Annotated in this window: 19 protein-coding genes and 3 pseudogenes; 13 read left to right on the top strand and 9 right to left on the bottom strand. The window is 72.2% G+C overall.

The genetic code is table 11. The annotated features are described in order from the left end of the window. Positions 1–3: 3 nt before the first annotated feature. From CA983_RS10535 to CA983_RS10510, 6 genes are all read right to left on the bottom strand, one after another. The gene (locus CA983_RS10535; protein WP_167407352.1) at positions 4–1,419 is read right to left on the bottom strand and encodes an SLC13 family permease; all 1,416 of its coding nucleotides are present in this window, start codon (positions 1,417–1,419) and stop codon (positions 4–6) included. A 69-nt stretch (positions 1,420–1,488) separates the two neighbouring features. Continuing rightward, positions 1,489–2,160 carry a response regulator transcription factor gene (locus CA983_RS10530; protein ID WP_086600612.1) on the bottom strand — a complete coding sequence of 224 codons (672 nt, stop codon included), beginning with the start codon at positions 2,158–2,160 and terminating at the stop codon, positions 1,489–1,491. Continuing rightward, positions 2,157–3,674, bottom strand: a complete 1,518-nt coding sequence (locus tag CA983_RS10525; RefSeq protein WP_208636931.1) for a sensor histidine kinase — start codon at positions 3,672–3,674, stop codon at positions 2,157–2,159. Before CA983_RS10525 ends, CA983_RS10530 begins: the two co-directional genes overlap by 4 nt. Further along, positions 3,598–3,927 (bottom strand): small secreted hydrophilic protein, encoded by a 330-nt coding sequence (locus CA983_RS10520; RefSeq protein ID WP_086600611.1) that lies wholly within the window; start codon positions 3,925–3,927, stop codon positions 3,598–3,600. The genes CA983_RS10525 and CA983_RS10520 overlap by 77 nt, the downstream gene beginning before the upstream one ends. Before the next feature lie 103 nt (positions 3,928–4,030). Further along, complete coding sequence (locus tag CA983_RS10515; RefSeq protein WP_059416330.1) at positions 4,031–4,312, bottom strand: Lrp/AsnC family transcriptional regulator; 282 nt, start codon at positions 4,310–4,312, stop codon at positions 4,031–4,033. Beyond that, positions 4,309–5,061 (bottom strand): rhomboid family intramembrane serine protease, encoded by a 753-nt coding sequence (locus tag CA983_RS10510; protein ID WP_086600625.1) that lies wholly within the window; start codon positions 5,059–5,061, stop codon positions 4,309–4,311. The genes CA983_RS10515 and CA983_RS10510 overlap by 4 nt, the downstream gene beginning before the upstream one ends. A 159-nt stretch (positions 5,062–5,220) precedes the next feature. Here CA983_RS10510 and CA983_RS10505 point away from each other — a divergent pair, with 159 nt between their 5' ends. The 5 genes from CA983_RS10505 (at position 5,221) to CA983_RS10485 (ending at position 10,616) form a co-directional block, all read left to right on the top strand. Beyond that, positions 5,221–5,460, top strand: a complete 240-nt coding sequence (locus tag CA983_RS10505) for a hypothetical protein (protein ID WP_020272953.1) — start codon at positions 5,221–5,223, stop codon at positions 5,458–5,460. A gap of 37 nt (positions 5,461–5,497) precedes the next feature. Continuing rightward, positions 5,498–6,847, top strand: coding sequence for an NYN domain-containing protein (locus CA983_RS10500; protein ID WP_086600610.1), 1,350 nt, complete (start codon positions 5,498–5,500; stop codon positions 6,845–6,847). Positions 6,848–7,113: 266 nt separating this feature from the next. Then, positions 7,114–8,154 (top strand): C40 family peptidase, encoded by a 1,041-nt coding sequence (locus CA983_RS10495; protein WP_086600609.1) that lies wholly within the window; start codon positions 7,114–7,116, stop codon positions 8,152–8,154. Positions 8,155–8,384: 230 nt separating this feature from the next. Further along, positions 8,385–9,398 (top strand): C40 family peptidase, encoded by a 1,014-nt coding sequence (locus CA983_RS10490; RefSeq protein WP_086600608.1) that lies wholly within the window; start codon positions 8,385–8,387, stop codon positions 9,396–9,398. A gap of 33 nt (positions 9,399–9,431) precedes the next feature. Next, a complete protein-coding gene (locus CA983_RS10485; RefSeq protein ID WP_086600607.1) occupies positions 9,432–10,616 on the top strand; it encodes a hypothetical protein in 1,185 nt (394 codons plus the stop codon). Between the two features lie 317 nt (positions 10,617–10,933). On the opposite strand, the gene CA983_RS10480 is transcribed toward CA983_RS10485, so the two are convergent. Continuing rightward, positions 10,934–11,464 (bottom strand): PadR family transcriptional regulator, encoded by a 531-nt coding sequence (locus CA983_RS10480; protein WP_086600606.1) that lies wholly within the window; start codon positions 11,462–11,464, stop codon positions 10,934–10,936. 105 nt (positions 11,465–11,569) lie between these two features. Between CA983_RS10480 and CA983_RS10475 the strand changes: the two genes are divergently transcribed. Beyond that, positions 11,570–12,892: an MATE family efflux transporter gene (locus tag CA983_RS10475; protein ID WP_086600605.1), complete on the top strand. Its 1,323-nt coding sequence runs from the start codon at positions 11,570–11,572 to the stop codon at positions 12,890–12,892. On the opposite strand, the gene CA983_RS10470 is transcribed toward CA983_RS10475, so the two are convergent. Next, a complete protein-coding gene (locus CA983_RS10470; RefSeq protein WP_086600604.1) occupies positions 12,853–14,088 on the bottom strand; it encodes a glycosyltransferase family 87 protein in 1,236 nt (411 codons plus the stop codon). The genes CA983_RS10475 and CA983_RS10470 overlap by 40 nt on opposite strands. A gap of 119 nt (positions 14,089–14,207) precedes the next feature. Here CA983_RS10470 and CA983_RS10465 point away from each other — a divergent pair, with 119 nt between their 5' ends. After that, positions 14,208–15,350 carry a glycosyltransferase family 4 protein gene (locus CA983_RS10465; RefSeq protein ID WP_086600603.1) on the top strand — a complete coding sequence of 381 codons (1,143 nt, stop codon included), beginning with the start codon at positions 14,208–14,210 and terminating at the stop codon, positions 15,348–15,350. A gap of 154 nt (positions 15,351–15,504) precedes the next feature. Continuing rightward, a complete protein-coding gene (locus CA983_RS10460; protein ID WP_483027213.1) occupies positions 15,505–17,127 on the top strand; it encodes a GMC oxidoreductase in 1,623 nt (540 codons plus the stop codon). Positions 17,128–17,145: 18 nt separating this feature from the next. Here the strand turns inward: CA983_RS10460 and CA983_RS10455 are convergent, their stop codons facing one another. Then, a complete protein-coding gene (locus CA983_RS10455; RefSeq protein WP_086600601.1) occupies positions 17,146–17,694 on the bottom strand; it encodes a hypothetical protein in 549 nt (182 codons plus the stop codon). A 144-nt stretch (positions 17,695–17,838) separates the two neighbouring features. Between CA983_RS10455 and CA983_RS10450 the strand changes: the two genes are divergently transcribed. From CA983_RS10450 to CA983_RS10440, 5 genes and pseudogenes are all read left to right on the top strand, one after another. Further along, complete coding sequence (locus CA983_RS10450; RefSeq protein WP_086600600.1) at positions 17,839–18,036, top strand: alpha/beta hydrolase family protein; 198 nt, start codon at positions 17,839–17,841, stop codon at positions 18,034–18,036. Continuing rightward, positions 18,033–18,419: pseudogene (locus CA983_RS49460) on the top strand (FG-GAP repeat protein); the annotation flags it as partial. The gene CA983_RS10450 and the pseudogene CA983_RS49460, both read left to right, overlap by 4 nt. Before the next feature lie 142 nt (positions 18,420–18,561). Continuing rightward, positions 18,562–18,747: pseudogene (locus CA983_RS49455) on the top strand (hypothetical protein); the annotation flags it as partial. A 59-nt stretch (positions 18,748–18,806) separates the two neighbouring features. Then, positions 18,807–19,433 (top strand): hypothetical protein, encoded by a 627-nt coding sequence (locus tag CA983_RS47760; RefSeq protein WP_244206777.1) that lies wholly within the window; start codon positions 18,807–18,809, stop codon positions 19,431–19,433. A 62-nt stretch (positions 19,434–19,495) separates the two neighbouring features. After that, positions 19,496–19,725: pseudogene (locus tag CA983_RS10440) on the top strand (IS982 family transposase); the annotation flags it as partial.

The raw sequence follows: 19,725 nt of genomic DNA, 5'->3' as shown, positions 1-19,725 counted from the left end.
TCCTTAACGGGTGACGGAGATGCCGAGCAGCGGCCACACCGCGACGGCGAAGAGCAGCACGAGCGCGGCGGTCAGCGGGGCCAGGAAGGCGGACAGCCGCAGCAGATCGCGCGGTGTGTAGGTGGGAGTGCCGGGGATCTGCGCGAAGAGCGTGACCGGCTTGGCGGAGGCGGGCAGCGTGTGGCAGAAGCCGGCGGCGGCGGTGGAGGCGAGCGCGGCGGCGACCGGGTTGACGCCGACGCCGGCGGCGGCGGCCACGACGAGCGGGACCAGGACGGAGGAGCGGGCCGAGCGGGACTGGAGGACCAGGTGGGCGGCCGTGCTGACCGCGATCACGACCGCCAGGAACACCACCGGGGCCGCACCCGTCGGCAGCCCGGAGACCAGCCACTTCGCCGCTCCCGAGTCGGTGAGCGCGACACCCATCGCCATCGTCGCCGCCATGAACAGCAGCAGCGACCAGGGGACGGTCTTCAGCGCGTCCTTCAGGCGCACGGTGCCGAGGGCGGGCGAGGAGGCGATGACGGCGCCGATCAGCGCCACCAGCGCCGGCGGCACGCGGTGCAGCGGCTCGCTGCACCACAACAGCACCACCGTGGCCATGAGCAGGGCGCAGCGCTTCTCGGCCTGGCTCCAGGGGCCGGTGACCGGCTGCTCGTTGTGCCGCTGGATCTGCTCGGGGGTGATGTGGACCGGGCCGCGGCGGTCCGCCCGCCGGGTCGTCGTCAGCAGGACCAGCTCGGCGGCCAGGTGCGAGGAGGCCACGGCCAGCGGCAGGCCCAGCAGCAGCCACTCCGTGAAGCCGATGTGCTGTCCGGTCGCCTCCCACAGCACCGACACGGTGATCAGATGTGCGCCGGCGCCGATCAGGGTCGCCACCGCCGACAGCAGGATCACGGTCGGGAACAGCAGCGCCAGCATCACGACCAGTCGCTTCCGGTCGGCGAGGACCTTGGCGAGGGCGAGGAACACCGGCAGGGCGAGCGCGGCCCGGCCGGAGGTGGCGGGCACCGCGAACGCCGTGACGACCAGGGCCGCCGTCGTCAGGTGCACGAGCTGCCGTACCGTGCGCGCCCCGCTGACCAGGAACACCGCCGCCCGACCCGCGAGCCCGGTCCGGCTCACCGCGGCCGCCAGTACGAACGCGCAGATCAGCAGCCACACCGTGGCATCACCGAGCGTTCCGAACAGGGTGTCGCTGCTGATCACGCCGGTCACCGTGAGCGCGAGCCCGGCGCCCAGCGCGATGTAGGTGTCGTCGATCGACGTCCCGATCCAGGCGCAGGTCGCCAGTACGAACACGGCGAGCGTGAAGCGGGCGTCGGCGCCGAGTCCCGGGACGTTCCCGGGGACCGCGAGCAGGAGGCAGACGGTCAGTGCCGCGCACAGAGCGGTGGTGGAGCGGAGGTTCAGCGTCACGTCATCGAGGATTCACCCGGGGGGTGAGCCGTCGATGAGCCGAAAATGAAAGGAACTTCACCCTGTCCCTCAGCCAGCGCCCGTGGGCAGCCGGTATCCCATCCCGCGTACCGTCTCCACCCGCTCCGCACCCAGCTTCTTGCGCAGTGTCCGCACGTAGACGTCCACGATGTTGGACCCCGGGTCGAAGTCGTACCCCCACACATGGGACAGGATCTGCTCCCGGGACAGCACCTGCCCGGGATGCCGCAGGAACAGCTCCAGCAGCACGAACTCACGGGCCGTCAGGTCGACCGTGCGTTCCCCGGAGCGGGCCCGGCGCGTGCGCAGGTCCAGGCTCAGGGAACCGGATCTGAGGACCGTCACCTCCGGTGCCCGCGCGGCCGTCCGCAGCCTCAGCCGCACCCGGGCCAGCAGCTCCTCGAAGCGGAACGGCTTGGTCATCCAGTCGTCGGCGCCGCCCTCCAGACCGGCCACCGTGTCCCGTACGGAGTCCCGCGCGGTCAGCACGATCACCGGCACCGTCACCCGCGCCTCGCGCAGCTCGCGCAGGATCGTGAAGCCGTCCCGGCCGGGCAGTCCGATGTCCAGGACGACGAGGTCGAAGCCGCCGGTCAGGGCGTACTCGTAGCCCGCGTCGCCGTCGGTGACGACGGTCGTGGTGAAGCCGTTGGAGCGCAGGCCCTTCTCCACGAAGGAGGCGATGCGCTCCTCGTCCTCGACGATGAGGATGCGGTTCACGTGGGATCCCCTTCCGGTGCCCGGGGTGCGTGCAGAACGAGGGCGAAGGTGGCGCCGCCCCCGGGGGTGGCGTGGAGCCGTACCCGGCCCCGGTGCCCCTCGGCGATCGCCTTGACGATGGACAGTCCCAGCCCGGCGCCGGAGCCCCGGGCACCGCGGCGGGCCGTGCCGCGCCGGAAGCGTTCGAAGATCACCTCGGTGTCCTGGGGCTGCACACCGGGCCCTGAGTCGGCGACGTACAGCTCCAGGTGCGGGCCGTCGGTGCGGGAGCCGATGCGGATGGTCTGGCCGGGCGTGGTGTGCTGCACGGCGTTCTGCGCGAGCTGCACCATGGCCTGGGTGATCCGCTGCGGATCCAGCTCGGCCTCCAGGTCGGCGACCTCGGCGAGCTGCCAGTCGCGTTCGCCGAGCGTGCGGGCCTTGACGTAGACATCGGCGGTGAGTTCGGCGACCTGGACCGGCTCGGGGGAGACGAAGTCGGGACGTTCGGCCTTGGCGAGCAGCAGCAGGTCCTCGACGATGCGGCTCATCCGGTCCAGCTCGTCGGTCACCAGCCGGACGGTCTCCTCGCGTTCGGCCGGGTCGTCGCCCATCAGTTCCAGGTGGCCGCGCACGATGGTGATGGGTGTGCGCAGCTCGTGGCCCGCGTCGTCGACGAACTCGCGCTGGGCGGCGAAGGCCCGCTCCAGCCGGTCGAGCATGCCGTTGAACGTGTCGGCGAGAGCCGCTATGTCGTCGTTGCCGTGCACCGGGATCCGCCGGGTGAGGTCCTGCTCGGTGAGCTGCGCCGCCGCGGTGCGCACCACCCGCACGGGTCTGAGGATCCGCCCGGCGACCGCCCAGGCGATCCCGACGGTCAGCAGCAGGGCGACCCCGGAGATGACGAGCAGCGTGCGGAACATGCTGTTCACGCGGGCCTGCTCGCGCTCGGGATGGAAGGCGACGACGAACGCGGCGTCCGGCTCCCGGCCCTGCTGGGCCACGGTGACCTTGGCCCAGCGGATCTCACCCTTCGGCCGGTGCAGCACACCCGAGGACGCGGGCGAGTCGAAGATGCGGCGCAGCGCGTCGACGTCCCGGTCCAGGGGCAGGGCGACCGGCACGTCGTGCTGCTGACGGAGCGGCCGGAGACTGCCGTCGGTCCTGGTCACGACGCCGATCAGCTCCTCGTCCGCGTCGGGGTTCTGCCGTTCCAGGAACACCGTCAGCAGCCGGTCCGCGTCGGTGAACGGCCGGCCCGTCCGCGGATCCCCGCCCCGCTCCTCGAAGTTGGCGAACTCGCCGGTCTCCTGGGTGAGCAGGCGGTTGATCCGGTTGTCGACGTCCCGCAGCAGGAACGAGCGGGTGGTCATGGCGACGGAGGCGAGCGCGACCGCCATCACGAGCAGCAGCCAGAGCAGGATGCGGACCCGGGCGGAGACGCGCCGGCGGCCGGCGTCAGTTGTCAGAGCCGGCGCCGTCGTCGTCGCCGGGTCCGTCGTCCGATGCGCCCCGGYCGCGGTCGTCGTCGTCATCGTCACTCGCTGAGCTGTCGGTCACCGGAGGCCGCGAGACACCCTCGCCGCCCGGCGTGGGCTCCGGCGGCGTGGACGTCGCGGGGGGTGTGAGCGTGGAGGTGGGCGCGGGCGAGCTGTTGTCCAGCTCCACCTGCTGGGACGGGACCTTGGGCGCCTCGGGGCTGTCCGCGAGGGCGTAGCTGGTCGCGGCGATGCCCAGCGGGATCAGCACGACGGCGGACAGGGCCGCCATACGACGGGAGAAAGCCATGTGCCCGATCCTGCGGCCGGAACCCGGAGCCGATGATGAAACGCGGATGAAGAACTCTTCATCCGGAGTCCGGGTTCGCCGGTCCGCGATCAGGGGCGGTTCCTCAGTTGTCCAGTCCGATCGCGAACGCCGCCTCCAGGTCGTGCTGCGAGTACGTGCGGAACGCCACGTGCGTGTCGGTCCCCTCCACTCCGGGGATCTTGCTGATCCGGCCGGGGATGACCTCCGCCAGGTCCTCGTGCTCCTTCACCCGGACCATCGCGATGAGGTCGTAGGTGCCGGTGACGGAGAAGACCTCGCTGACGTTGTCCAGCGCGGCGATCGACTCCGCGATCTCGGGGATCCGGTCCACGCTGGTCTTGATGAGGACGATCGCGGTGATCACGGCTGGTTCTCTCCCTCGGGGGCCGGAGCAGGGGCGGCCTTCACTCTAGTAGGGCTGGTCGGGCGGCCGTAGCGGACCGAGGCGTAGCCGAAGCCGAGGCCGAAGCCCACCAGGTGGGCGAGGTAGGCGACGCCCGGGCCGTCGGAGGCCCGTCCCGCCGCCAGCCACTGGAGCACCGCCCAGAACGGCAGCACGATCCAGGCCGGGAAGCGCACCGGCAGGAAGAAGAGGAACGGCAGGAGACTGGTCACCCTGGCCCGCGGGAACAGGTAGAGAAACGCACCGAGGACCGCCGAGATCGCCCCCGAGGCACCGACCAGGGACTGCTCGGCGTCCGCGTTGGCGACGGCGTAGCCCAGCAGGGCCAGATAGCCGCAGCCGACGTAGAACAGGATGAACTGCACCCGGCCCATCCGTTCCTCGGTCATCGCCCCGAAGACGTAGAGGAACAGCATGTTGCCGAGCAGGTGCACCCAGCTGCCGTGGACGAACAGGGCCGTCGCGGGGGTGAGGGCCGCTCCGGCGGACCCCTCGAACAGTTCTGCGGGGATCACGCCCCAGTGCCGGAAATAGGCCCGTTGCGCGGCGAGCAGGTCGTCGCCCGTGCCGTACGCCGGACTCAGGCCCGAGGCGGGCCCGGCCAGGAAGACCGCGCAGCACAGGGCGATCAGTGAGTACGTCACCGGCGCCGACGACCCCCGGACCGACCTGCCGGCCCGGACGATCGACGCACTCCACTTGCGGATCATGAACACAGAGCATGACGTAACCGGACGCAACCGCACAGACCGCCTCGCCGCCGTGGACGCGTGGGCGGCGAGGACCCGCCAGGCCGTAGGGTTACGAGCCACACGCACCGGGGATGCCGGTGGCGTCGCGGACACTAGAAGGAAAGAGAACAGGCCACGATGACGGTTCCCCTGCCGACCGCCTCGACGCGGTGGCGCTGCGCCCTCTGCGGCAATCTCACGAGGTTCGACGTGACCCGCTCGTCGAAGGTCGTCGAGTACGTCCACCTCGACCTGGCCGGAGAGCCGAAGGTCGAGGAGCGCGAGGTGCTCAGTGAGACCATCGAGTCGGTGCGCTGCCGCTGGTGCAACGCGGTGGACCAGGTGGAACTCGTGGACAGGCCGGGTGCCGGCTCCTGAGGGGAGCTGGCCCCGCACAGGCATTGGGGTGTGACGGATGGTGGAGACCACGGGCGGGGGGCCGGGCGACGGCGCCGCCGAGGTGCTCGACCGTCCGCTGCCCGACGGCGTGCGCCGCAGGGTCGTCCAGATCGTCTCCGACGGCTTCGGTTCGCTGACGGTCGGCGAGCTGCCCGCGCAGCTCAGGCAGTACGCCCGGTTCGCCCCGAACCGCCGGGCCAAGTTCGCCGGCAACGCCATGGCCGCGGCGCTGGAGACCGACCCGCTGTTCCGGCAGCGCATCGGGGAGAAGCTCAGAGAGGCCCAGCCGGAACTGACCGGCGCCCTCGACTCAGGCTCCCCGCCCCCGGCCGCGGATCCGCTCGACGTGGCGGCCGCGGCCTATGTACTGCGGCCCCCCGGCTGGGTGAAGCTCGTGACCGCCGCCGGCGAGGAGGCCCTGCGGGCCGACGCCGAGCGGGTCGACGAGGAGAACCGGGCCGAGCTGGAGCGGCTGCGCGCCGAGCTGGCCCGGGCCCGTGACCACACCAGGGCCGAGACGGAGCGGCTGCGCACGGAGCTGGAATCGGCCAAGAAGGAAGCCGAGTCGCTGCACCGCAAGCTCCGCGCCGCCCTCAGCGACGTCAAGCGCGGCGAGGCCGCCCTGCGCAAGGCGCACGGCGAGATCGAGGCCGTCCGCGCCGAGGGGCAGGCCCAGGTGTCCGCCGCCGAGAGCGAGACCCGGCGGCTCAAGGGGCGGCTGGGCGAGACCGAGGCCGCCCTGGAGGCGGCACGCCGGGCGGCACGCGAGGGCCGCAGCGTCGAGGACATGCGGGTACGGCTGCTGCTGGACACCCTGCTGGACGCCACCCAGGGGCTCCGGCGCGAGCTGGCCCTGCCGCCGGTGTCGGTCCGGCCCGCCGAGACCGTGGACGCCGTCGAGCCGGGCCGGATGAGCCCCAAGGACATCGCCGCCCGCGCCCTGTCCGAGAACGATCCGCAGGTCCTGGACCAGCTGCTGGCGCTGCCGCAGGCCCATCTGGTCGTCGACGGCTACAACGTCACCAAGACCGGCTATCCGCAGATGCCGCTGGAGAAGCAGCGCCTGCGGCTGCTGGGGCAGCTCTCGCAACTGGCGGCGCAGAGCGGCGCCGAGGTGACGTGCGTCTTCGACGGGGCCGAACTGGCCGCGCCGGTACTGCTCGCGCCGCCGCGCGGGGTGCGGGTGCTGTTCTCGAAGCCGGGCGTCACCGCCGACGAGCTCATCCGCCAGCTGGTGCGCGCCGAACCGCCCGGCCGGCCGGTCATCGTGGCCTCCACCGACCGCGAGGTCGCCGACGGCGTCGCCCGCGCGGGCGCCCGCCCCGTGGCCTCGGCGATGCTGCTGAAGCGCCTTTCGCGTGGCTAGCGGCCGTTCCGGGCTCTAAAGGGCGTACGCCCCATGCGTAACTTCCGGGCGTGATGCCCGAATTGGCGGGACCTTCACGCGACGTACGGTCAAGTTCACCGCACAGCCTGTGAGTCCCGTGCAAAGAATGACCGTTGGGGCGGAATTTTTCATCTGAGGATTTGAACTGATCACAGGAAGGTCACTAGGGTCAGGCCCCGAACCTCCGCTCGGGTGATCGCTCACTGGGAGCGACGGCGGAGGGGCCGAGAAGGAGCTTGTCACCCGTGGCGTCCCACCGTCGTCCCAAGCAGCCGAGCCGCGCACGTGTGACCGTGTTGACCACCGCCGCTGCCGCTGCCGTCGCCTTCAGCTCGCAGGCCGCCAACGCCGCTCCCAGCGAGAAGCCGAGCAAGGACGAGGTCAAGGCCAAGGTCGACAAGCTCTACGAAGAGGCGGAGCAGGCCACCGAGAAGTACAACGGGGCCAAGGAGAAGCAGGAGAAGCTCCAGAAGGAGATCTCCACCATCCAGGACAACGTCGCCCGCGGCCAGGAGGAGCTCAACGAGCTGCGCGACAGCCTGGGTCTCGCGGCCGCGTCGCAGTACCGGACCGGCTCCATCGACCCCTCCGTCCAGCTCTTCCTCTCCGCCAACCCGGACGACTACCTCGACAAGGCCTCCACGCTCGACCAGTTGAGCAGCCAGCAGGTCGAGGCGCTGAAGAAGGTCCAGGAGAAGCAGCGCGAACTCGCCCAGGAGCGCGCCGAGGCGTCCGAGAAGCTCAAGGACCTCGCCTCCACCCGCACCGAACTCGGCAAGAAGAAGAAGGAAGTCCAGGGCAAGCTCGCCTCCGCGCAGAAGCTGCTCAACAGCCTCACCGCCGCCGAGAAGGCGGCTCTCGCCGCCGAGCAGGACCGCGCCAGCCGGACCAGCGAGCGCGACGCCATCACCGCCGACGTCCCGCCCGGCTCGGGCCGGGCCGCCGCGGCCTTCGCCTTCGCCCAGAGCCAGCTCGGCAAGCCGTACGTCTACGGCGCCACCGGCATGAGCTCCTTCGACTGCTCCGGCCTCACCTCCCGGGCCTACGCCGCGGCCGGCGTCCAGATCCCGCGTACCTCCGAGGCGCAGTCGCAGATCGGCACCAAGATCTACTCGGTCAGCCAGCTCAAGGTCGGCGACCTGGTCTTCTTCTTCAACGACCTGCACCACGTCGGCCTCTACGCCGGCAACGGGCAGATCATCCACGCCCCGCGCACCGGCACGGTCGTCCGCTACGAGTCGATGGACACCATCGGCGGCCCGTTCATGTTCGGCGTCCGCGTCTGACGTTCCGCACGACGACCCCGACGGGCCTCCGGCGACTCCGAGATCAGGACACCGTGTCCGCCGTTCGGGCGAATCGCGACAACTTCGACTGAGCCCACGCCCCGCCAGTGACCTGCGTCAGTGGCGGGGCGTCGTGCCGCGTACCCACGGATGGTCGTTGGCGGCCCCCCGTCGCGGGGCTACTGTCTGCCGCGTTTCCTAGTCCGTCAGCGGAAGGAGAGCGGCTTCCCGTGGGGTCCCATCGCCGCCTTGCACCGTCCGGGTTCGACCGGGGCGCCAGTGTCGCGGTCAGCTTCCTTTCCGTCGCGGCCGCCGCCCTGGGCGCGGTACCGGCCGCGGCCGCACCGTACGACGACACCCGGGCCGAGGTGGACCGCCTCTACGAGCAGGCCGAGAAGGCGACCGAGGCCTACAACGAGGCCGACGAGCGCGCCGACGAACTGCGTGACGAGGTCCGCACCGCCCGGGACCGGATCGCCCGGCAGCAGCAGCGCATCAACTCCATGCGGGAGTCGCTCGGTTCGCTCGCCGGCGCCCAGTACCGCTCGGGCGGCATCGACCCGTCCCTCGCCCTGCTGTTCTCCGACGACCCGGACGACTACCTCGACAAGGCGTCCCGGCTGGACCGCATCACGGCCCACCAGGCCGGCGAGCTGAAGGAGCTCCAGGAGGCCATGCGCGAACTCGCCCAGGACCGCGAGGAGGCCGCCGGCAAGCTCCGCGAACTGGAGAAGAGCCGCAAGGCCGTCGCCGCCCACAAGAAGACCGTCGAGCGGAAGCTCGCCACGGCCCGGCGGCTGCTCAACTCCCTTCCGGACACCGAGCGCGACATGTTCGGCCGCGCCTCCCGCTCCGGCCGCGACTCCATTCCCGACCTCGGCAGCGCCACCGCCGCCTCGGGACGCGGAGCGGCCGCCGTCGCCGCCGCCCGCAGCGTGCTCGGCAAGCCCTACATCTGGGGCGCCAACGGCCCCTCCGGCTTCGACTGTTCGGGCCTGACGCAGTGGTCGTACGCGCAGGCCGGGGTCTCCCTGCCGCGCACCTCGCAGGGCCAGCGGTACGCCGGCCGGCAGGTCCCGCTGTCCGAGGCGCGCCCCGGTGACCTGGTCGTCTACCGGTCCGACGCCAGCCATGTCGGGATGTACATGGGCAACGGCCAGGTCATCCACGCGCCCTACCCCGGCGCACCCGTGCGCTACGACCCGGTCGGGATGATGCCGGTCTCGTCGGTCACCAGGGTCTGACCGGCGCGGCCCGGCGCCCGTACGATCGGGAACGTGGCTGGTCGAAGGTCGGGGTCCCCGGTGGTGGCGCTCGTACTGCTGCTCGTCTTCCTGACCGGATGCGGGGGCCGGCCCGCCGCCGACAGCGCCACGGCCGACGTCCAGCGGCTCCTCGACCGGCGGGCCGCCGCGGTCCTCGACCGCGACGAGCGGGCCTACGCGCGCACGGGCACCGGGGCGGATCTCGCCCGTCTGCGCGCCCTGCCCCTGGCCGACTGGTCCTACCGCGTGACCGGCCTGCACCGCACCGGCGACACGGCCACCGCCGATGCCGAACTGCGCTACCGCGTCGCGGGGTACGACCGGGCGCCGGTGACCGCCGGCCGTACGCTGCGGCTCAGCCGCGACACGGACGGGCAGTGGTCCGTCGACGCCGACCGGCCCGCGAGGAAGTCCGCCCAGCAGTTGTGGGACCAGGGGGCGGTACAGGTCGTCCGGGGCGAGCGCAGCCTCGTCCTCGGTGTCGGACAGTCCGGCCGGTCGCTGCGCGGCTTCGCGGACCTGGCCGACCGTGCGGTGCCCGCCGTCTCGGACGCGTGGGGCACGGACTGGGGCCGGCGCGTCGTCCTGCTCGTGCCGAAGTCACTGGAGGGGATGGCGGGGCTGCTCGGCTCGCCCGCCTCCTCCTACCGCGGGATCGCGGCGGTCACCACCGGCGAGACGGGCGCACCGGCGCACGCGCCCGCGGACCGCGTCATCGTCAACCCCGACGCGTTCGCACTCCTGGGCACCCTCGGCGAGCAGGTCGTCGTCACCCACGAGACCACCCATGTCGCCACCCGTGCACACACCACCCCCGCCACCCCGCTGTGGCTGTCCGAGGGCTACGCCGACTGGGTCGGCTACCGGTCCACCGGCCGTACGCCGCGCGAGGCCGCGCCCGAACTGTCCCGCGCGGTGACCCAGGGCCAGATCCCGTCCGCCCTCCCGGACGACAAGGACTTCGGCTTCACCGGCGACGCGAGCCGTCTGGCCCGGGCCTACGAGAGCGGCTGGACGGCGTGCCGGCTGATCGCCGACCGCTGGGGCGAAGCCCGGATGGGCGAGTTCTACCGGGCCGTCGGCGAGCACCGGAAGCGGGCCGGGGCGGTGGAGGAGGCCATGCGCGAGGTGCTGGGGACGACGCCGGAGGGCTTCACGGAGGAGTGGCGGGACTATCTGCGGGTTCAGCTGGGCTGAGTGGGCTGGGGTGGGCTGAGTGGGCTGGGGTAGGCCGGCGGGCGGTCTTGTCTCGGCTGTCGGTGCTGTGGCCGGCTGGGCCGTGGTGGGTCGGGCTCGGTTGGTCGGGGTGTGGTGGCCCGGCCGCTGCGGGCCTGGCTTGGGTGGTTGGGGTGTGGTGGGGGTGGAGCGTGGTGGGTCGGGCCTGGGGGATCGGGTGTGGCGGCGCCGCAGCGCGGTAGCCCGGCTCGGCTGATCGGAGCGTGGCGGACCCGGCCGCCGCATGTTCGTCTCGGCCGATGGTGCGGTGACCGGACCTGACCGGATCGCCCCCGGCCTCAGCCCGGCTGTTCGAGCAGTGTGATGGCCTCCCGCAGCCAGGCGCGTTCCGCCTCGCCCGTCGCCCGGGCGACGCGCAGCATGCCCTGGCGGAACAGGTCGTCGGCCTCCTCGGCGCGGACCGGCTTGCCGGAGTCGTAGAAGAAGCTCGACGGCGTCTCCAGGAAATCCAGCCGGCGGCGCAGCACCGCGGCCTGCTCGTGCCGGTCGGGCAGGTGGCGCAGGAACGCCAGGACCGTGTTGAAGCGGACGTGGTCGGTGATCTCGGTCTGCTTCGGGTGGCGCAGCCGCTCCAGCAGTTCCTCGCGGCCCTTGCCGGTGAGGGCGAGGATCCGGCGCGGGGCCGCGCTCGCGCCCGGCTCGGTGCGCTGGTCGAGCAGGCCCGCCCCGACCAGGCGTGTGATCGCCGGGTAGAGCGCGCCGTCGCTCACCGGCCGGACATGGCCGGTCAGCGCCTTGATCCGCTCCTTGAGCTCATAGCCGTGCAGCGGCTCCTCGGCCAGGAAGCCCAGGATCGACAGCTCCAGCATGGTCCTCCTTGCGGGTGCGCGAGCCCTCATGCTACCTCTTAACGAGCTACCTCGAATCGAGTTAGCTCGCATCGAGGTTCGTCCGGACCCAGGGGGACAGCCACCGTGAACGCCCACCGCAAGCAACTCCTCCAGCTCGCCCGCCCGGTCTACCTCTCGCTCCTCGCGTCCGTGGCCGCCGGGATCATCAACACCGTCTGGGTCGCCCGGCTGGGCGGCCCGGCCGTGGCCGCCGTGGCCGTGGCGACCACCACGGAGAACGTGCTGCTCGGCGTCGCCCTGGTCTTCGGCTCCGGCACGACCGTGCTGGTCGCACACGCCCGGGGCGCCCGCGACCCCGCCGCCGTACGGGCGGCCGTGCGCGGCGGCTGGGCGCTCTGGGCGCTGGTGACGCCCCTGGTGGTGGCGGGCGGTCTGCTGGGGCGCGAACCGCTGGCCCGGCTGGTGCTGGGCGGGGCCGACGGCGCCGCCCTCCCGCTAGCCGTCGCGTACTTCGCGCTCTCCATGCCCGGCATGGCCGTCTTCTTCGCCCAGCAACTCGTCGACGGCATCCTCAAGGGCGCCGGCGACACCAGAACCCCGCTGCGGCTCGCCCTGCTGTCCAACGGCCTGATCCTGGCCCTCGACCCGCTCTTCATCCACCTCTACGGCGTCCGGGGCGCCGCCGCCTCCACGGTGCTGTGCCGGTCCGTGGCACTCGGGGCCGGACTCGTCGCGGTCCGGCGCACCGCACTGCTGCGCAGCGCCCGCGGCGCGGCACCGGCGGAGCCCCTGGCCGTCTCCCTGCGCCGGACGCTGGCGACCGGCCTGCCCATGTCCGCCGACTTCACCGTGCGGCAGACGGGCGCCCTGGTCCTGGTCGCCATCGTGGCGCGGCTCGGGGTGACGGCGGTGGCCGCGTACTCGATCGCCTACAAGGTCATGTACGTGGCGACCATGGCCTTCTACGCCGTCCGCCAGGCCGCGTCCATCCACACCGCGCACACGCGGGGTGAGGGCAGGGACGCGCGGCGGGAGATCGGGCGGCAGGCCGTGCTGGTCTCCGGAGCCATCGGCCTCGCCGCGGCCGTGCTGCTGGCGGTCACCGCCCCGTGGCTCATGGCCGCGTTCGGCGCCGGACCCGCGGTCGCGCGCGAGGGCGTGCTCTTCCTGCGCTGCGTCGGGCCGTATCTGCTGCTGATGGCCTGCCTCATCGCGCTCGGCGGGGTCTTCGAGGGCGGCGGGGACGCCCCGAAGCTGCTGCGCGTGACCGTGCTCGGGACGGCGGTCCAGCTGCCGCTCGCGTACGGCCTGACGGGGCTCGGGCTGCCCGGTGTGTGCCTCGCGCTGGCGGTGGCGACGGCGGTGCAGTGCGGGCTGGCGGGCGTGCTGTTCCGGCGGGCCCCGGCTCAGGTGGAGACCGGGGTCTCGTCGGTGCGGGTGGGCTGAGCGGGYACGGGGGCGGGGGCCGTGCGCGGCACCGTCGCCCGCCACAGGGCGCGGGCCGCGAGGAGCGCGGCGGCCACCAGGAGGCCGTTGCGCAGGAACAGCAGGGTGAGGCCGAGGCCGTCGCTGGCCACCACGTTGGCGAAGTAGAGCGGGAACTCCAGCACCGTCACGAAGCACGCCACCAGGACGAGCCCGATCGGCAGCCGCATCCGGCTCCCGGGGAAGTACAGGCAGACCGCTCCCAGCCCGACCAGCCACACCATGTACTGCGGGCTGATCACCCGGCTGGTGGTGGTGAACATCAGCACCGCCACGAAGGCCGCGTCGGCGACCGTGTGCTCCTCGAAGCTCCGGGCCAGCAGCCGCCACAGCATCAGCCAGCCGAAGGCCGCTCCCGTCAGGAACAGCGCGCCCGTGCTGACCTCGCTCACATACGGCCCGAGGAACTCGATCGAGCCGTAGTTCAGCCGCACCTCGCCCTCCCAGCCGAAGTGCCGGGCGACGTGGAAGACCAGCGCGCCGAGCGACTCCACCTCGGTGCCCCGGTCCCGCTGGAAGGTCAGGAAGGCGAACGCCCCCGGCATGACCAGGGCGAACACACCCGTCACCGCGATGCCGGTCACCAGGGCAGACACCCAGGAGGCGGGCCGGCGGGCAGCCAGGAGGAGCATCGCCGGCCAGATCTTCAGCAGCGCGCCGAACGCGGCCAGCGCCCCCATCGCCCTGGGGTGCCGGGCGCCCGCGAGCAGCGCCGCCACGGCCACGGCCGTGACCATCACGTCGTAGCGCGCGTACACCGTCGGCCCGAGCAGCGGCACGCCCGCCACCCACACCCAGGCGCCGCGCAGCGACCTGCCGGGGTGCCGGCCCGCGTACGCCAGCAGGGCCAGGACGGCCAGGTCGGTGACGCAGACCAGCACGTAGAACGCGGTCGCGTAGGGCAGGAAGGGCAGCAGGCCGGGGGAGAGGATCGCCAGGGCGGCGGCGGGCGGGTACTGCCAGGTGACATCGTCCTGAGGGAACGTTCCGGTGCGCAGGACGTCGTACCAGCCCTGGTAGATCACGGACACGTCGCTGGTCACGTCCGGGCCCGGGAAGACGTACACCTTCAGCACGAACAGCAGCAACACCAGCCTCGTGAGACACCAGGCCACCAGCAGCCATGCCAGGGACCGCCTCGCGCCCGTCGTCCTCACCTGATCCCTGTCCGTCCTGCGTGCCGTGTCGAGGAGGCCATGATGTCCCCGCCGGCTGTGAGCGTGCCATACATACCGGCGCGTACGGCCGTGAGGGGCGGTTCGGTAGGGTCGGCGGCGTGCGCAAGACCCTGATCGTGACGAACGACTTCCCGCCCCGGCCGGGCGGCATCCAGGCGTTTCTGCACAACATGGCGCTGCGGCTGGACCCGGAGCGGCTGGTCGTCTACGCGTCGACCTGGAAGCGGAGCCGGGAGGGCGTGGAGGCGACCGCCGCCTTCGACGCCGAGCAGCCCTTCATCGTCGTACGGGACCGTACGACGATGCTGCTGCCGACGCCCGGCGTCACCCGGCGGGCCGTCGGGCTGCTGCGGGAGCACGGGTGCACCTCGGTGTGGTTCGGGGCGGCTGCCCCCCTCGGCCTGATGGCGCCGGCGCTGCGGAGCGCGGGCGCCGAACGGCTGGTGGCCACCACGCACGGGCACGAGGCCGGCTGGGCGCAACTGCCCGCCGCCCGGCAATTGCTGCGCCGGATCGGTGACGCCACGGACACGATCACCTACCTCGGCGAGTACACGCGCTCCCGGATCGCCGGCGCGCTCAGCCCGCAGGCGGCCGCACGGATGGCGCAGCTGCCACCGGGCGTCGACGAGAAGACCTTCCACCCCGGTTCGGGCGGTGACGAGATCCGGGCGAGGCTCGGCCTGTCGGACCGCCCGGTGGTGGTGTGCGTCTCCCGGCTGGTGCGGCGCAAGGGTCAGGACACCCTGATCCAGGCCATGCCGCGGATCCTGGCGGCCGAGCCGGACGCCGTGCTGCTGATCGTCGGAGGCGGACCCTACGAGAAGGACCTCCGCAAGCTGGCCCTCGACACGGGGGTCGCCGACTCCGTCCGCTTCACGGGCCCGGTGCCCTGGGCGGAGCTGCCCGCCCACTTCGGCGCCGGCGACGTCTTCGCCATGCCCTGCCGCACCCGCCGCGGCGGCCTCGACGTCGAGGGCCTCGGCATCGTCTACCTGGAGGCCTCAGCGACGGGCCTCCCGGTCGTCGCCGGCGACTCGGGCGGCGCACCGGACGCGGTCCTCGACGGCGAGACGGGCTGGGTGGTGAGGGGCGGCTCTCCCGAGGAGGCGGCCGACCGCATCACCACTCTCCTGGGGGACGCGGAGCTGCGCCGCAGGATGGGCGAGCGGGGCCGCGAGTGGGTCGAGGAGAACTGGCGCTGGGACCTCCTCGCCGAGCACCTCAAAAGCTTGCTGTAGGTATGTCAGGGGCGCGGGGCTGTATCGATGTGCGGCCCCGCCGCGTGGGCGCGACCAACCACAAACCACCCGCACCCGCCCACAACGATCAAGTGGCACCCCACTAGGCGGAACCAAATAATCCGCCCATGCTGCGCACATGACATCAAATCTGATGAAGCGTCAGCTGACAAGACGTCAAATCCTCGGCATGGCAGCCCTGCAGACCGCAGCCACCCTCGGCTTCACCCGCATAGGCCTCCAATCAGCCCGAGCCACCCAGCCCGACGCAGTCGACACCGCCCCCGCGATAGTCATCGGCTCCGGCTACGGCGGCGCCGTGGCCGCCCTCCGCCTCGCCCAGGCCGGCATCCGCACCCTCGTCCTGGAGATGGGCCGGCTCTGGAACACCCCCGGCGCGGACGGCAAGATCTTCTGCTCCACCCGCACCCCGGACCAGCGCTCCATGTGGTTCCGCACCCGCACCGAGGCACCCCTGGGCACCTTCCTCTGGCTGGATGTCGTCAACAGGGACATCGGCCGCTACCCGGGCGTCCTGGACCGCGTGCACTTCGCGCAGATGTCCGTGTACGTCGGCCGGGGCGTCGGCGGCGGTTCACTCGTCAACGGCGGCATGGCGGTCACGCCGCCCAGGGCCTACTTCGCCGAGCAGTTCCCCGCCGTCGACGCCGACGAGATGTACGGCACGTACTTCCCACGCGCCCGCGCCGCCCTCGGCGTCAACTCCGTCGACCCGGACTGGTTCGAGTCGACGGAGTGGTACCGCTTCACCCGCGTCTCCCGTCAGCACGCCGAGAAGACCGGACTGCGGACGACCTTCGTGCCGAACGTCTACGACTTCGGCCACATGGCGCGCGAGGCGGCCGGCACCGCCCCGAAGTCGGCACTCGCCGGGGAGGTCATCTACGGCAACAACCACGGCAAGCGCAGCCTGGACAAGACCTACCTCGCCGCCGCGCTCGGCACCGGCAACGTCACCATCCACACCCTGGAGAAGGTCCGCGCGATCAGCCGGGCGCCGGACGGGACCTACGTCCTGACCGCCGACCGCGTCGACGAGACCGGCCGCGTCGTCGAGACCAAGGAGTACGGCTGCACCTACCTCTTCCTCGGTGCCGGCAGTCTCGGCACCACCGAACTGCTGCTGCGCGCCCGGGAGACGGGCGCCCTGCCCGATCTCGACCCCGGTGTCGGCGCCGGCTGGGGCACCAACGGTAACGTGATGCTCGGCCGGGCCAACCACCTGTGGGACACGGTCGGCGCGAACCAGTCGACCATGCCGGTCATGGGCATCGACGACTGGGCCAACACCGCCAACCCGGTGTTCGCCGAGATCGCCCCGCTGCCGACCGGGCTGGAGCACTGGGTGAGTCTCTATCTGGCGATCACCAGGAACCGGGAGCGGGCGTCCTTCTCGTACGACACCGGCTCGGGCGAGGTACGGCTCGGCTGGACGGCCGCCCACAGCGCGGTCTCCGTCGCCATGGCCAAGAAGCTGTTCGACCGGATCAACGCGGCCAACTCGACGATCTACCGGCACGACCTGTTCGGGTCGAGCAGCAAGGTCTTCGCCGACGACTTCACCTACCACCCGCTGGGCGGCTGCGTGCTGGGCCGGGCGACGGACGCCTACGGGCGTGTGAAGGGCTACCCCAGGCTGTACGTCACCGATGGCTCGCTGGTGCCCGGGTCCATCGGGGTCAACCCCTTCGTGACCATCACGGCCCTCGCCGAACGCACGATGGCGCGGGTGCTCGCGGAGGACATCACTCCCTGAGGGCGGTCCTGCCGCGCATCACATGTACTGGAAGTACCGGTCGTACCAGGCTGGCGGAAGATCGTCTTCCTCTTCTTCCCCTTCGTCTGCGGACGCGGCCGCCAGCGCCGCCAGAATCGCCTCGCCGGCCTCGTCGTCTCCCAGGGGAGTCGGTCCGTCGTACGGCTCCATGAGCAGTTCGATGGGCACGTAGACGCAGCCGAGTTCTGTGCACAGCTCGTCGAGCCAGGTCACGAACTCGTCGCCCAGGCCTTCCTCACAACCGGGCAGACCCCATCGCCTTCCCGTTTCGGCGGTGACGAAGGGGCCAAAATTGCTGATCGCCATCTGCAGGGGCCGGCCCGTCCCCGTGGCCTCAGCAGGGACCGAGACGACACCGAGGAAGCTCGAGTCCTGTCCCATGCCGGCCGACACGGACGGCCCGAACCGCCGCTCCGCGGCGTCGGCGAACTGCCGAAAGCGCTGCCGGGCGGCCGGAACGTCGTAATCCCGGGGCATCTCCCGGTGTTCGGGGTCGGGGTCGTCCAGCTCGCGCAGGAGCTCCCGGAGGCGGTCGAGGGGAAGCACAGTGGTTGCCCTTCGTGGTATTCGCCGTACGCCGGCACTCAAGGGGTGATCTTCGTCCGGACACGCGGCCGGGGCCCAGCCAGTTCTGGCCCCGGCCACGCGCATCAATCCGTCGGGCACTGGGTCGACCCGGCCGACGCCCCGATGTACCTGATCCACTCCGAGGACGACTTCGTTCCGCCCGTCCACTCCACCGACCTGGAGGCCACGGCCGAGGCCAAGGGAGTGCCCAAAGGCCGTATCCAGACGCAGGTCGTCACCGGTTCCGCGCACGGCGGCTCCCTGCTGAGCGAGCCGGGCGTGTACGACCGCATCGTGGCCTGGCTGAAGAGCAAGGCATGAGGGTGGAAGCGGGAGCGGCCGCCTTCGTCGCCTGCGCCGTGCTGGCCGTGTCGGGCCTGACGGCGCTTCCCGCACGGGCGGCGGGACCCGGGACGCCGTACGACTTCGACGCCTCGGGCTCCTCCGACCTGGTCGCCGGTACCCCTGAGGCGGCCTCGGCGTCGGGTTCGGTGACCGTCCTGCCCGGATCGACCGCCGGCCCCGCCCCGACCGGCCGGCGCACGCTCACCCAGGACACCGGCTCGGTACCCGGGGCCGTCGAGCCCGGCGACCGCTTCGGCGCCGCCACCGCCTCCGGCGACCTGGACGGCGACGGCCGCCCCGACCTGGTGGTCGGCTCGCCCGGCGAGAACGACACCAGCGGCAACGCGGACCGGGGTTCGGTCACCGTCCTGACCGGGGCCTCGGGCCTGACGGCGGGTACGTCCTTCACCACGGGCGCCCACTGGGGTCCGCCGGACTCGGCCCGGCTCGGGACCGACGTCGAGGTGGGGGGACGTCGACGGCGACGGCCTCGACGACGCGATCGGCCTCGGCCCCGGTACGGCCGGCAGCGGCTCCTGGCTCGTCTGGCGGGACAGTGCCACCGGCACCGTCCACACCCGCGGGGTCGGCTTCGACCCCGCGGTCGCCATCGATGGCGCCGTCGGCGACTTCGACGGCGACGGTTACGACGACCTGGCGGTGACCACCGTCGACACCTACGGCATCGGCAGAGTCTACGAGTTCACGGGCGGCCCGGACGGTCTCACGGCGGCTTCGGCGCCCACGTGCCCCCGGGGCGTTCCCTCGACGTCGGCGACATCGACAAGGACGGCCACGACGACCTGCTGGGGGGTCAGCCGATCGCCGCCGACGCCGGAGGCCGGTCCGGCGGACAGATCACCATCAAGCGAGGCCACCCCTGGGGCCTCAACCACCCCGGCGACACCGTCACCGTCCACCAGGACACCGACGGCATCCCCGGCACCGCCGAGGCCGGCGACGCCCTGGGCGCCTCGGTCGTCCTGCGCGATGTCGATGGTGACGGCGTCCTCGACGTCCTGGCCGGACTGCCCGGCGAGGACATCGGCGTGGCGGGCACCACCCGTGCCGACGCCGGTTCCGCCCTGGTCCTGCGGCTGACCACCGGCCTGACCGTGGCCTCCGCGCAGGCCCTCGACCAGGGTGCGGACGGGATCCCCGGTGCCGCCGAGCCCGGCGACCGCTTCGGCGCGGAGGTCGCCGCCGGCGACTACACAGGGGCCTCGGCCGTCGGCCTGGCCGTCGGCGCCCCGGGCGAGAACTCCGGCGACGGCACCGTCCACGTCGGCGCCGACGGCGCGGCCGTCTTCATCGGGCCCGCCACGGCGGGTACTCCCGCCGGCGGCCGCCTGGGAGCCGTCCTCGCGCCCTAGATGAATGAGTCCGATGTGTGTGCTGGTCGCGACCATGGCGAAGGGCGCCCGTTGGTCAGTGTGTGAAGACAAACCTGGACGCCCTCCTGGCGGCACTGTACGTGTTCATCGACGACCACGTGGCGCCTTGTCGCCGGATCGGGCGACCCCCGAAACTCACGGACGCCGAACTGCTGTGCCTGGCGGTCGCCCAGGTCCTGCTCGGCTTTCCCTCCGCCCGGCACTGGATCCGCTTCGCCCACGCCCGGCTCGGCCACCTCTTCCGCTACCTGCCCCAGCAGTCGGCCTACAA

The sequence above is a fragment of the Streptomyces swartbergensis genome, assembly GCF_002148965.1.
Taxonomy (GTDB): domain Bacteria; phylum Actinomycetota; class Actinomycetes; order Streptomycetales; family Streptomycetaceae; genus Streptomyces; species Streptomyces swartbergensis.
The sequence above is the reverse complement of the archived record's forward strand: the minus strand, read 5'-3'. Positions and strand labels throughout refer to the sequence as shown.

Coding starts and splice junctions, on each gene's coding strand:
- CA983_RS10510 (WP_086600625.1), bottom strand. CDS start 5,061: ATGATCCGCAAGTGGAGTGCGTCGATCGTCCGGGCCGGCAGGTCGGTC.
- CA983_RS10505 (WP_020272953.1), top strand. CDS start 5,221: ATGACGGTTCCCCTGCCGACCGCCTCGACGCGGTGGCGCTGCGCCCTC.
- CA983_RS10500 (WP_086600610.1), top strand. CDS start 5,498: ATGGTGGAGACCACGGGCGGGGGGCCGGGCGACGGCGCCGCCGAGGTG.
- CA983_RS10480 (WP_086600606.1), bottom strand. CDS start 11,464: ATGCTGGAGCTGTCGATCCTGGGCTTCCTGGCCGAGGAGCCGCTGCAC.
- CA983_RS10460 (WP_483027213.1), top strand. CDS start 15,505: ATGAAGCGTCAGCTGACAAGACGTCAAATCCTCGGCATGGCAGCCCTG.
- CA983_RS10450 (WP_086600600.1), top strand. CDS start 17,839: ATGTACCTGATCCACTCCGAGGACGACTTCGTTCCGCCCGTCCACTCC.